We start from the raw sequence: 12,888 nt of genomic DNA on the forward strand, positions 1-12,888 counted from the left end.
AATACTATTTGTATGCGCATGTGTGTTGAGCAATGGAGTTTATGCTAATCCATCAAGCTATAAACAACCTTCGGCTGAAATTGCGGAGCTTATACAACATCACAGTGTCCCAAAAGCTCTTGTAAACGCCAAAGGCAGCTGGATGGCATTACTTACGCCCCTAGAAGCCGATAATACTGGTAAATCACTAGGTCAACAGCGTCCACCGCTGAGCATACTTGGTGTTCAGATAAACCCTGAAACCAGCTTGCGTCCAGAAGCCGAGCGTTATGCTGGTGTTTCATTTAAGCATATTGACACCGGCGCTCTAATCAAGGTGAACAATATCCCCGAAGGTCACATTATTCAGCCTACTTGGAGTGCAAATGGACGCTATCTTGCGTTTATTTTAGAGACTCAAACAGGGGGATACTTATGGGTGTATGATATTAAACAACGCCAACCTAAGAGCTTGTCCAATTTTCCACTCAATGGCTTTACAATGGCAAAACCTTTCGAGTGGCTGGCCGATAGTTCAGGCCTCATTGCCAATATTAGAGTGAATCATAGCCGTCAAAGCGTTACTCGTAGCGCAGAGCAATCAAATGCGAATGGTCCATTGGTTGTTAATTCAACTGCACAAATAAAACCGTCTGATGCTTTTGATGCGCCAAAACATGCACAGTTTACACAGTTAGCATTAGGGCAACTATATAAAGTACCGCTAAAAGGGAGAGAAGTTCCAATCGGACAACCTGCTTATTTTAGCAGCTTTAAAGCGTCGCCTGACTCGACCAACTTGTTGGTTGCTATGATGGATATACAAAACTTGTCGCAGATGACGGAAGAAGACTTTGATAAACAGCACTATAGTGTTTGGCAGATCTGGGGAATGAGAGGTGCGCCGCTTTACGAAGTTTACCGACCGCAGGTTACTGTTTCCGAACAAGATAGTCTTACTCAACCATTTACAGATGCAACCGTTAAACGAGTATTCCAGTGGCGTGCTGATAAAGGCGCAACCTTGATATGGGCCCAGTCGGATTTAGACAGCGACAGCGAAAGTTTGTACAGTATTTCAGCGCCGTTTAGACGTAATCCTCGCCACTACGCTGACATTGAGGGGCGGCTATCGGAGATAATGTGGGGTGACAATCAGCTTGGGTTAATGGTCATTGATGCCGGAAATAATGAAAAAGACTACTATGCATTTTCGCCATTAACGCCAGACCGTGCTCAAGTTAAGTTGAACTTATTTGAGGGCCTTTCTAAAGGTGAAAGCCGCGAATTGGTAACGACCAAAAATGATATTGGCGCTTCGGTAATTAAGGTTGCTGGAGGTCGCTACATATTTATCACTGGTACAAAAAAACAAGGTGAGGCAGATATACCTTATCTTGCAAGATTCGATGCGCGAGGTAACCTAATGACGCCTATTTGGGAGTCAAAATCTCCATATTTCGAGCGAGTTGTGGCTGTGCTTTCAGATGATGGTATGCAATTCGTCACGCGTAAAGAGTCCAAAGACAATCCAACAAACTACTTCTCTCGTAATTTGACGTTTGATGTTGTCGAGCAACTTACTAAGTACCCACACCCATATCCAAGTATGCAAGGGATCCGCAAAGAGGAAATGCGTTTCAGTGTTGGTGCCGGTGGTGTAATTAAAGGAGACTTTTATTTACCTAAAAGCTTTGATCCTAGCATGGGTCGAGTACCAGTTGTGGTATGGCTTAATGACACAAATGAGCAAAATAATAAGCAAGTCATCTCGTCGCCTTACCTATTCCCTGATCTAGATGCCAAGAGTGGCGTGCCATTTGTTCATGAGGGGTATGCTGTGCTCAATATCAAAAATATGCCTATGCTGAGTGCGCAAAATCAAGGAGAGCAGTTTGACCAACAGCTGAGGGCCAGTGCAAAGGCAATAGTTGATACTTTGGTCTCTCAAGGTATTGCGGACAAAGAAAAAATAGCCATAGGCGGCCATGGTTTTGCAGCCACAAGCGTACTTAAACTGTTAACTCAAACAGACTACTTTGTCACCGGGATCGCGCGAAGTGGTACTTATAACTTGACGCTATCTCCGTTTGTTTTTGGTGCTGGCGAGCAAAGTTTGTGGGTTGAATCTAGCAAGTATTTAGCTAATTCTCCCTTATTCTCTGCGCAAAATATTCGCAGTTCGGTGTTGTTGATCCATGGCTATCAAGATAGGAAGGAAGGCAGCTACCCGGTCCAATCGGAAAGAATGTTTAGTGCGCTAAACGATTTAGGCAAGACCGCCAAGCTTGTTTTGTTACCAAATAGTGGTCATGAATATCAGGATGAAAAAGATTTACTGCATATGCTATATGAGCAACAGCAGTGGCTGAAACTTCATTTTGCCACGCTACCTGAGATCGAACCCTCGAGCTCAGCACCTGAAAATTTGCACTTTGAGCTGGAAGTTGAGGTAGAGGAGTCTGATTTACCGTCACCGTGGGGTTAGAAGGACCCGCTCCTGAAGCAGGCCCTTAGTTGGTTTTTTAGGATTCTTTGGTGGCTATTGAGCTGCCTAGCGATGCGGTGATCACTAAAATAATGGCGATCCATTGTGAAAATGTAAGCAGCTCACCTAAAATCAGCAATCCAGCTAGAGCTGCGACCGCAGGTTCTAAGCTCATCATAATACTAAAGCCCTGCGCAGGCATATTGCGCAGTGCCACCATTTCCAGACTGTATGGTAGTGCACTCGATAATAACCCAATAGCAATGCCGAGTGGGATAAGGGACCAGTCAAGTAGTGCACTGCCCTGTGAAATGACGCCGTAGGGGACTATCGCGAAAGCTGCGACACTCATGCCCAAAGTGACTGCTATGCCTCCTGAGCTTTGTCCACCGGTTTTTTTACCAAATATAATGTATCCGGCCCAGAAAGCACCCGCTACCAGAGCCAGTATCACACCAATAGGATCCAGTCCATCCACTTCACTCATATTTGGAAGCAGCATTATGATCCCGGCAATGGCGAGTAGCACCCAGAGGTAATCACGCTTGCGTTTGGACGAAAATAATGCGACTGCCAGTGGCCCGGTAAATTCCAATGCGACACCAATGCCCAACGGAATACGTTCAATGGCATAGTAAAATGTCAAATTCATGATCCCCAATGAGAGGCCATAAAGAATAACCGGTCGCCAATTGGCGGGGAGTTTTCTCCAAGGTCTAAAAATGAGGCACAATATCAAGGCAGAAAACCCCAAGCGGTAGGCTGTCGTTCCTTCGGGGCCAACATATGGAAATAATTGCTTTGCGATTGATGCGCCAGACTGAATAGTCACCATAGCTAAAAGAAGACATGCAATTGCGTATAAAAATCGTTTGTCTAGAATTTGCATAACGAAGCCCGCTAATTCAAAGAGGGCGCAAGTCTAAGGTTTTCTTTAAGGATACACAATCACTTTGTATACATTATTCCATTATTGTTTATTTCGCAGTTTTTGTTGTTTCAAAAGTGTTTTATTTGTAACTAAAACACTTTAAAAATGGAGGTTGTATTTTTTCTATTTGTTATATATTTGCAGGGTCAATCGGCTGCTTGACTTAAGTATGCTTGCCAAGCCTGTTCATGTTTAGACATCTGTTTATGCTTTTTTGAATTTAAATGCGCTTGTTTGTCTTGCTCTGTTAGAAATGGACCAACACGGCACATGGCACAGTGAGACTCAGATAAATAGCTGGGTTTGGTAAGTGGTAGTGATGGTGCGGGCTTGGGTGACCAAAAGTAACTGATCCCTCGGGTATCTTTTACGTGTTTGTCTCTGTCGACATTGCGTATTTTATACTCAGGAAACCGCGTTATATCAAAATCACTTTGTCCTAGGTAGTTTAGATTAAGTGATTGATGTAAGGTTTGTTCGAGGTTCCATTCGCAATATGGCTTAACATCTTTTGACGTTATGATACTGAGCATTGGCCCTTGTTTATCTAAAGCAATTGACTGTGAATAAGTCAAAAAATACCTCAGTAGGCGTCTATTTAATGTATTTATGCTCAGTGAGTTCTGTTTAAACTCGTCATGTGAAGCAAAAGCAGGAATAAGCGGAAACTGAAAAATCACAGCGTCGAATGTCTGCCCATTCAAGCGAGACCAAGATGCTTTGTCAGTGGCATCAAACTCAGTCAACACAGGTGTATTGGACGCTATCAACTTGTCTAAAGCATGATTTTGATACTTCTCTCGCAAAATAGCTTCGCTGTCGTAAATACTGGCGATAATTTGCTGAGGTTGAAGGTGCTTTTTGATGGAGTAGGAGAAGCTTAAATCGCCATCTCCCACTGTTAGTATTCGCCACTTTGGGTCTAATTGCATGATAAACACTGACTAATTAAAAGTGGCGAATTATATCAAGATTTAACTATAAAAGTCGTCAATCGAAGGAAAAATATATCGTCTAACTGCATTAAGTGTTTCTAAGATCATCCAACAAATGCATAACCTCTACGCTGGCTTGCTCCATTCTATTGAGCTGTTGTACTGCCCCCTGTTTGTCACCATCTTGGAACTTTTTAATAGCCTCTACACCGGATCTGTGTACTTCTTTGTGTGGCTGCTCTAGGCGCTTATAAGCAGAGTTGTTTGAATATTGTTTAGAGCCATCTCCTAGGAACCATTTACCAAGGCGACACGATGTATGATCGGCAAAATTGCCGACAGTTTTATTACTGCTTCCCATGATCACGGCGTAGACTTCGCTTTTCCAAACGACGTGATCAAGTTTCACTGTTTGAATAAAAGTCTGCTGGGTAGCATTGGTGATAGTTTGCTTCATTGAACCGCACGTATTAACAATGTCTCCATATTCATCATTTAGGTGCTCAATACTGTGAGATAAATTTTTATTTGACTCTTGGATCACTGACACATCTTTCACTGTAAGTTGGGTTGTATCAATGATCTTGGTGACTAACTCTGATACTTCGTTAGCAGATGCGCTGGTGTTATTTGCCAAAGCTCTAACTTCATCTGCTACAACACTGAATCCTCTGCCAGCTTCACCCGCTCGTGCAGCTTCAATTGCAGCATTAAGTGCTAACAAATTAGTTTGATCTGAAATTTTGGAGATCGTTGCGACAAAAGTGTGAATATTGTCAGCCATATGAGATAGGCCTGAAATATTGTCGGTCATACTCGACATATTTTCAGAAAGCTGGCTCATACCAGCCAGAATGTTTGCTAGTGACTTTTCTGACGTTTCGAACGACTGATTAACTTCTGCTATGGCTGCGCTGTCTTGCTCTATATTTTGAAAGCTGTGAAGTACCGTCTCTCTGATCCCTTCTACTTGGCTCATACCGGATAGAGCACACTGCAAGAGCTGATTGTCGGTATTATCATTTAGCTGCTGTTGTGCTTCTATCAACTGTGATTGTAGTTGGTTGTTTTCAGTTGTAAGGCGCTCATTTTCTTGTACTTGTTGTGCCAACTCACGTTTTAATTGCGAAAGTTCTGCTTTTATTTCTGAGCTGGAGAATAAGTTGGTTAGCACGAGTCAATCTCCTTTGTAATATGAGTGCATAGTGTATTAGGTATGTGTCTGAATGATTTGATAATGACACATCAACAAGCGACGGTTTGCTATGAATTTTTCGCAATACGCCAGCTTTAACATCTTAATGATGCCATTTAACCATAAATGTTTTAATAGTACTCTATTTTTTAAGCCTTAAATCAAAGGGTTTTATGTTGGGACTGCTTTTATTGTACTAATGAAAGGCATGGTAAGATGTTAACTGACCCGAGGTTTAGAGCGAACAGACTTAAGGCGTTTGTTACTGTACATGGCCGCATCAGCGAGATGTAGTAATTTATCAGGGGCAATTTCTGTGTCTGTAGCAGTGAAACCAATGCTAATACCGACACCGTATTCAAAGACTTCTTCTAAAAGCTTTTTGCGAAGTTGCTCGTCATTGTCTGTATCAAAACTACCAAATGCGACAAACTCATCACCCCCGATCCTAAAACAACGTTCTTCGCCAAACTGTGTGCTCAAAGAGTGTGCTACTTTTTTCAAGATTAAATCGCCACAGCTGTGCCCAAATTTGTCGTTGGCGCATTTAAAATCATCTAAGTCAAAATAAAATAAAGTTGTATGTTGCTCGCAAAGTGTCTTGAATTGGGTAAAGCAGGCTCTGCGATTTCCTATCTGAGTGAGTTCATCATGGGTTGCATCAAATTTAAGCTTTTCTTCCAGTCGTCGTCTTTGCACAATTTCATTGTTGAGTTGAGATATGGTGTCTCTTTGTCTGACTATCATGGTGTACAGTGCATAGCATATGAGTAAAAAGCCAATCTGTTTAAGTGACGTGTCTAGCGCGATAACTGGAAATATGTCCACGGCGATAAAATCGTCCAGCAGATCCAGCAGTAAACCCAAACAGTATATAGACCATGCCCATATTAAAATGTTGTTCTTTAAATGCGGTGCTGAATAAACGATCATCGTTGAGGCGATAGTAAACCAAAACAACTCCTCTAGTGAGTCCAGCAGATCACCAGGTTGCTCTCTCATCCAAAGATAAAAGGTGAACACAAATAGCCCTATCACCCCGTAAAGCAGCTTTTGAATCATGTATGCACTCCTAACGCTACTCTTTAACTTATAGCAGTATTATTATTGATCTGCTTAGTTGCGAACTAATTTACCGCACTGATTCAAATCTTTGAATTAAATAGTTGTCAAATGCTCAATAAGAACCTTGCAGTACTTCGGCAGGTACCGGATTTTAAAAGAGGATTGTTGGGCCGGCACCTGAACACTGTTCGATAATGTTAATTGATTACACTCGAAACGTGTAGCTTTTTTACATTGCATTAAAGGAATAGTTATGGTGCCGCCATGATTGTGAGGTTAAACGTTTATTCTATCTCGTCAATTCAATTGCTTGTGAAATCATAAATAGGTGCGATACAAAAACAACAGAGGTAATGACAAAGCGCATTTGTTTGTAGTCTTTATGTGTTTCTTGCCACTTAGGCATACTTTTTTCAAACCAAAGTACCAGCCAATAGCTAGCGGCAAGGTAGCTAAGTTGTGCGGTAAAAGAAACCAAATAAAGTAAAGGAAATGGAAGTACAACCACCACCGCCAAAATTGCGTGGGCCTTTGGTTGTTCCCCTGCGCGCCACATGGTCCCTGCCATAAACGCCAGAATGCCCATACTGTAAAAACTGAAAACACCGACCAGGGATTCCGAGCTTCCCAACATTAGTGTTGCTGCAATGCAAAGTAAAAAAGGCACAAAGCCCAAATAGCCTAATTGAATATGGTTAAAGTACGGGTGCATAAAAACTCTTAATTAGTTTGATTTAGTCAAATATGTGGGTCCATTGAGGTCACCACTATTACTACGAGTAGATTATACCTAAGGTTTACAATGGGGTTGAGTTTATTTAATCAAATTTATCGATAGCAATGATAGTTTTAATCAATTTTATTTAAAAGTGCTAAGTCTATATCTTTGTATTCAAGCAAGGCGAGGGTACTCGCAAAGACAAAATACAAACTTAATATAGAGGATAGCCATGAGCACTTCATTGATTAATACAAAGCTTTTACCTTTCAGCGCAACTGCATACCACAAGGGTGATTTTGTTGAAGTTTCAGAGCAAAATTTACTTGGTAAGTGGAGCATTGTTTTTTTCTACCCTGCGGACTTTACTTTTGTGTGTCCGACAGAGCTTGGCGATTTGGCTGACCACTATGCACAGCTTCAGGAAATGGGTGTTGAAGTATACTCTGTATCAACAGACACTCACTTCACACACAAAGCATGGCATGATGCTTCTGACACCATCAAAAAAATTGACTTCCCGATGATTGGCGACCCGACAGGTAAAATCACCCGCAATTTCGGTGTGATGATTGAAGAGGAAGGCCTCGCACTTCGCGGCACGTTTGTTATCAACCCAGAAGGTGAAATCAAAGTTGTTGAAACACATGATTTAGGGATTGGTCGCAGCGCAAAAGAGCTATTGCGTAAAGTTCAAGCTGCTCAGTACATTGCAACACATGACGGCGAAGTTTGCCCAGCATCATGGCAGCCAGGTGAAGAGACATTAGCGCCTTCTTTAGACCTTGTGGGTAAAATCTAATTTGACTCACACCATACCTGCCAGCATTTGCTGGTAGGTATCACTTGAATTTGCATCCCTTAAATCAAGCAACCATGTGCGTAGCGTTTCAATGAGGAATTATAAATATGTTAGATGCGCAAATTAAAAGCCAACTAAAAGAGCACTTTAAGAATATTAACTCGCCTGTGGAGCTGAGAGTCGCGCTGGACAGCAGTGATAAGTCCAATGAATTGAACTCACTCGCACATGATCTTGCTGCTTTGAGTGAACACCTAACAGTGGTTGAAAACTATGATATTAACGCGAGAAGACCTTCTATGGTGGTCAGCTCCGTTGAATCAAAAACACAACTCAGTTTTGCGGGTGTACCTATGGGTCATGAGTTTACCAGCTTGGTTCTTGCGTTACTGCATAGTGGCGGTCATGCAAGCAAATTGGACCATGATGAAGTTGAGGTAATTAAGGCAATTGATAAAAACCTGAATTTCGAAGTGTACATATCGTTGAGCTGCCAGACTTGCCCACAAGTTGTGCAAGCTCTCAACACTCTGGCGGTAAACAACCCCAAAATTACAACAACTATGATCGATGGCGCACTATTCCAGCAAGAAGTTGAAGAGCGCAACATTATGGCCGTTCCGAGCGTCTATCTCAATGGTCAGCTATTTAGCCAAGGTGCAATTGGTTTGTCAGACATATTGAAAAAGCTAGATCAAAACTCAGCTCAAAAAGAAGCCGAAAAACTGAGTAGCAAAGCTCCTTTTGATGTTTTGGTGATTGGTGGCGGCCCAGCAGGAGCATCAGCCGCGGTATATGCCGCGAGGAAAGGCTTAAATACTGGCGTAGTTGCAGAGCGGTTTGGTGGACAAGTTGCCGACACAATGAGTATCGAAAACTTTATCTCTGTTAAAGAAACAGAGGGCCCCAAATTAGTCGCCCAATTGGAGCAACACGTTAAACAGTACGATGTGGATGTTATGACTGGTAACAGAGTTACGCACATTGAAAGAAGTAATTATTTGGATATTGAGCTAGAGAATGGGGCTAAATTAAAAGCGAAGTCTGTAGTGATATCAACGGGTGCACGTTGGCGTAATGTTAATATACCAGGAGAGCAGGAATACAAAGGTAGAGGTGTTGCATATTGTCCGCATTGTGATGGACCTTTATTTAAAGGCAAACCTGTTGCGGTTATTGGTGGGGGTAATTCTGGTATCGAAGCGGCAATAGATCTCGCAAATATTGTTGAACATGTCACCGTGCTTGAGTTTGCCAGTGAACTTAAAGCAGATCAGGTATTGATCAATAAAGCTAAGAGTATTCCAAACATTGATATACGCACGAATGTGCAAACGACGGAAATACTCGGCGATACGAATAAAGTGACCGGTTTACAATATTTAGATCGGGATTCAGGCGAAGCGCACTCAATTGTGATTGCAGGTGTATTTGTACAAATAGGATTAGTGCCAAACTCAGAATGGTTGCAAAACAGCGATGTTGAAATAAACCGGTTTGGTGAAATAGAAATTGATAATAAAGGGTCTACAAGTATGCAAGGTGTTTTTGCGGCAGGCGATGTGACCACAACCCCTTTCAAACAGATAGTCATTGCTATGGGAAGTGGCGCGACTGCTAGTTTAGGTGCGTTTGAGTATCTAATTCGAGAATTGGACCCAGCTGTCGCTGCATAGATTTCCCTTTATAGCTGATTGTTCAGCTAGGCTTTATTCATTGCAATATACCCATGCAATGTTTCTCCAGCCACGCAATTGCGTGGCTTTTTTTATTAATAAAATAAAAATTATTATTTTATTAATAATTTCAGTCTTCAAATCCCTCGTTTTGTGTAGCAATTAAGTCAGTGTAAGTTAATGAATTTTAAAAATTAAAATTAAGTTATTAATTCTAAATTACTAACTGATATGTTTGGTGGCCTTCCTCTATTTTTTATTGACGAAAAAGCAGATTGGTGGAAAAATTATTAGGCTATAACTATTTGGAATTTATAAACTATATGGAACTATTTGAGCAAAACTTGGCGTACCTTAAAAGGTATTTTCCAAATCCTTTCTATAATCGCATTTGTTCTAAAAAACTTTCCCAGATATCTGAATTCCAAAGTAGCTTTTATGGTGAACACGCTGAAGGTAAATGTTACAAACAAGTTGATTTATTCCTTCAACACCCGGCCCATTTAAGCCTTAGTTTTTCAACCAATACTTACGAATATACACATCAACTTTGTATTAATAATTTAAATAGTATTGCGGATAATTTGGGAAGAAAAAGTAACTCAAAACCGCAACGTGGTACATTGATTGTTTTAGGACTCGGTGCGGGCTATCACATTCCAAAGCTTCTTTCAAAAATACGATACACGGATGTGATAGTCGTAGAATCGAGTGCCGAGCATTACGCGATGGCATGTCAACATATTAACTTTGCAGCTTTACATGCAGAGTGTGAAAGTAGAGCGGGTTCAATCAACTTTTTCAATATAGAGAGTTACGACCAGTTTCTTAGCGAAATGAAAGGCCTCATAGACCAAAATGGCGTTCATTTACTATCCGATATCAGCCTGTATCGTCATTACAGTACGCCATTGACGGACCAAATATTTAGCGAGTTTAAGCAGTGGCGCAATAGCTTTGCAAGCATGTGGGGCTTTTTGGAAGACGAGTTACTTGGTTTGAAACATACAAGCGAAAACCGTTTAAACTCGACAGTTTCTTGCCACGAAAATGTTTTTTCTGAGTTTGAAAGTTTTCCAGTCGTGATTGTTGGTAATGGGCCGTCATTGGACAAAAGTATAGATGAATTAAAAAAACAGTCAGATCATGCATTTATTGTCTCTTGCGGAACATCTCTAGCACCTCTAATGAAAGCTGGGATCAAACCTGATTTTCATATAGAAATGGAGAGAACTTCAGTTAATTTTGAAATCAAAGAGGCTGAACTGGTAGATCCAAGTAACAAAGATGTGGTGCTTATTGCACTTAGTACCGTTTACCCCAAATTGCTCACTCAATTTGATAATAGAATTGTCTTTGCAAAAGGCAATGATCTCGGAGCTGAGCTTGCCAACCTTTCTGGAGATGGGTGCAAAGCGCTTTATCATTGTAACCCAACGGTAACAAACATGGCCGTTGCGTCATTTATTAGAATGGGTTTTAAAAACATTATATTACTCGGCTGTGATTACGGATATGTCGATCACCAAAAACATCACAGTCAGCTGTCGAGCTACTATGAGCCAACCAATTTACTTTCTAATGTTAATTTTGACAATGAAATGAAAGTTAAAGGCAATTTTAGGCCATTTGTATACACTTCACGGATTTTTAATGAGGCTCGGGCTGCTCAAGAGAGACTGCTTGGATACAATCCCTCTGCCACAGTAACCAATACAAGTGATGGTGCGCATATTAAAGGGACGCAGGTTGCAAACTTTGAAGATTTGAAATTTGATAAAAAATCTAAATATAAATTAATGCCTACGGTTGTCGCGTACGCTAGTACTCATTCTGGATCTCAGCTGAACGTTGGCGAGTACTTTAATGATGCGTGTGACAAACTGAGAATATTAAAGGCGCAGGTTGGTGGCGCTGATTCAATTACCGAAGTAAAAGGACAATTGAATCGATTTATCTATGAATTGCGTAAAGAACGCCAGTCGTTTGTTTATCAGCTGCTGCTGTGTGGTTCAATAAAGTACATTGTCGCGACAATCGCAAGCCACATAAACCATCTGCCATTGAATGTATGGTCTGATTACGATGTTAAAGTTCGCATCGAGCTGAGCGCCATGCTAGATAAATTAATATATGAATTAACACTCCAATAGCAACGTAAATTAAGGGAATTAAATGAAATTCGACTTAAAAACAGTCCTTCCAATTGCACTTGTTGCAGTTCACTCTGGTAATGCAGTTTCACAAACTATTGATTTTTATACTGCCGACCAAAAGCCTGTTGAGGCGAGTGCAGGTTTTGAAAGCAATCAATTTGATAGTCAATTTTCGGCAGGTGATTCATTCGGTGCAGGCGATTCATTCGGTGCAGGCGATTCATTCGGTGCAGGCGATTCATTCGGTGCAGGCGATTCATTCGGTGCAGGTGATTCATTCGGCGCAGGTGATTCATTCGGCGCAGGTGATTCGTTCGGTAGTCGTCCCATAGACTTTGAAGCTTTCCCAACGGGCGAATTAAACTCTGATACTCACGGTTATATCCATCATGGTGTTCTTTACCTAGAGGTTGATAACAACAATGATGGTAATTATTACGACTATATGAAAGTGTGTATTAAATCAAATGACCGCGTTATATCAGGTGCACATTCTCAATTTGATCTAATGGCGCTCCAAAACCGCTATATTCTTCAAGGGGCTTATCAGCCGATGAGTCTTTACGGCTCAGATTATGGCTATTTAGAGCTTGATTTAACTTTTGACTTTGGCCATGTCAAGGAGTCCATGGTTCTGTATAAGTACAGCGGCGGCAAATATGAGTTTAATGGCTATACGTTGATTAATGGTAATCATGCTGGCACATTGCGCGCTTATTATAAAGGCTCAGATATGTATATCGCTGAAGGTTGTGAATATACGACAGGTTCCAGATTTTAAGCCTAATGTAATCTAGATGCTATTAAGTACTCCCAAAGTTAAACTTTTGGAGTACTTTTACTCGTTATTTTAGAACGAGTATTTTGCTTATTTCTTGCTTATTAGATAACAAAGCAGGTTGTTGCATGATTATGGTGTCAACTAGTTTCCCCCCAGATTGAG

The 12,888-nt window shown here is 41.2% G+C and carries 10 protein-coding genes; 5 read left to right on the forward strand and 5 right to left on the reverse strand.

All coding sequences use genetic code 11. The features are described from left to right. Nucleotides 1–142 precede the first annotated feature (142 nt). Nucleotides 143–2,467, forward strand: coding sequence for a prolyl oligopeptidase family serine peptidase (locus N483_RS00875; RefSeq protein WP_155250723.1), 2,325 nt, complete (start codon nt 143–145; stop codon nt 2,465–2,467). Between the two features lie 37 nt (nt 2,468–2,504). Here the strand turns inward: N483_RS00875 and N483_RS00880 are convergent, their stop codons facing one another. From N483_RS00880 to N483_RS00900, 5 genes are all read right to left on the reverse strand, one after another. Beyond that, nucleotides 2,505–3,356: an EamA family transporter gene (locus N483_RS00880; protein ID WP_023398111.1), complete on the reverse strand. Its 852-nt coding sequence runs from the start codon at nt 3,354–3,356 to the stop codon at nt 2,505–2,507. Nucleotides 3,357–3,544: 188 nt separating this feature from the next. Beyond that, complete coding sequence (locus N483_RS00885; RefSeq protein ID WP_023398110.1) at nt 3,545–4,330, reverse strand: class I SAM-dependent methyltransferase; 786 nt, start codon at nt 4,328–4,330, stop codon at nt 3,545–3,547. A gap of 91 nt (nt 4,331–4,421) precedes the next feature. Beyond that, nucleotides 4,422–5,507, reverse strand: a complete 1,086-nt coding sequence (locus N483_RS00890; RefSeq protein WP_023398109.1) for a methyl-accepting chemotaxis protein — start codon at nt 5,505–5,507, stop codon at nt 4,422–4,424. A 240-nt stretch (nt 5,508–5,747) separates the two neighbouring features. After that, the gene (locus tag N483_RS00895) at nt 5,748–6,590 is read right to left on the reverse strand and encodes a GGDEF domain-containing protein (RefSeq protein WP_023398108.1); all 843 of its coding nucleotides are present in this window, start codon (nt 6,588–6,590) and stop codon (nt 5,748–5,750) included. Between the two features lie 292 nt (nt 6,591–6,882). Next, nucleotides 6,883–7,305 carry a DUF3429 domain-containing protein gene (locus N483_RS00900; RefSeq protein ID WP_023398107.1) on the reverse strand — a complete coding sequence of 141 codons (423 nt, stop codon included), beginning with the start codon at nt 7,303–7,305 and terminating at the stop codon, nt 6,883–6,885. A gap of 238 nt (nt 7,306–7,543) precedes the next feature. Here N483_RS00900 and ahpC point away from each other — a divergent pair, with 238 nt between their 5' ends. The 4 genes from ahpC (at nt 7,544) to N483_RS27205 (ending at nt 12,726) form a co-directional block, all read left to right on the forward strand. Further along, a complete protein-coding gene (gene ahpC / locus N483_RS00905; protein ID WP_023398106.1) occupies nt 7,544–8,113 on the forward strand; it encodes an alkyl hydroperoxide reductase subunit C in 570 nt (189 codons plus the stop codon). A gap of 107 nt (nt 8,114–8,220) precedes the next feature. Beyond that, nucleotides 8,221–9,789 carry an alkyl hydroperoxide reductase subunit F gene (gene ahpF / locus N483_RS00910; RefSeq protein ID WP_023398105.1) on the forward strand — a complete coding sequence of 523 codons (1,569 nt, stop codon included), beginning with the start codon at nt 8,221–8,223 and terminating at the stop codon, nt 9,787–9,789. Nucleotides 9,790–10,067: 278 nt separating this feature from the next. Then, the gene (locus tag N483_RS00915) at nt 10,068–11,942 is read left to right on the forward strand and encodes a motility associated factor glycosyltransferase family protein (RefSeq protein WP_023398104.1); all 1,875 of its coding nucleotides are present in this window, start codon (nt 10,068–10,070) and stop codon (nt 11,940–11,942) included. Nucleotides 11,943–11,964: 22 nt separating this feature from the next. Then, nucleotides 11,965–12,726 carry a hypothetical protein gene (locus N483_RS27205; RefSeq protein WP_023398103.1) on the forward strand — a complete coding sequence of 254 codons (762 nt, stop codon included), beginning with the start codon at nt 11,965–11,967 and terminating at the stop codon, nt 12,724–12,726. Nucleotides 12,727–12,888 lie beyond the last annotated feature (162 nt).

Origin of the sequence: Pseudoalteromonas luteoviolacea NCIMB 1944 (assembly GCF_001625565.1) — a bacterium.
GTDB lineage: Bacteria > Pseudomonadota > Gammaproteobacteria > Enterobacterales > Alteromonadaceae > Pseudoalteromonas > Pseudoalteromonas luteoviolacea_F.

Excerpts from the sequence above, each read along its gene's own strand:
- N483_RS00900 (WP_023398107.1), bottom strand. The coding sequence starts at position 7,305 with ATGCACCCGTACTTTAACCATATTCAATTAGGCTATTTGGGCTTTGTG.
- N483_RS00895 (WP_023398108.1), bottom strand. The coding sequence starts at position 6,590 with ATGATTCAAAAGCTGCTTTACGGGGTGATAGGGCTATTTGTGTTCACC.
- N483_RS27205 (WP_023398103.1), top strand. The coding sequence starts at position 11,965 with ATGAAATTCGACTTAAAAACAGTCCTTCCAATTGCACTTGTTGCAGTT.
- N483_RS00875 (WP_155250723.1), top strand. The coding sequence starts at position 143 with ATGGCATTACTTACGCCCCTAGAAGCCGATAATACTGGTAAATCACTA.
- ahpC (WP_023398106.1), top strand. The coding sequence starts at position 7,544 with ATGAGCACTTCATTGATTAATACAAAGCTTTTACCTTTCAGCGCAACT.
- ahpF (WP_023398105.1), top strand. The coding sequence starts at position 8,221 with ATGTTAGATGCGCAAATTAAAAGCCAACTAAAAGAGCACTTTAAGAAT.
- N483_RS00880 (WP_023398111.1), bottom strand. The coding sequence starts at position 3,356 with ATGCAAATTCTAGACAAACGATTTTTATACGCAATTGCATGTCTTCTT.
- N483_RS00885 (WP_023398110.1), bottom strand. The coding sequence starts at position 4,330 with ATGCAATTAGACCCAAAGTGGCGAATACTAACAGTGGGAGATGGCGAT.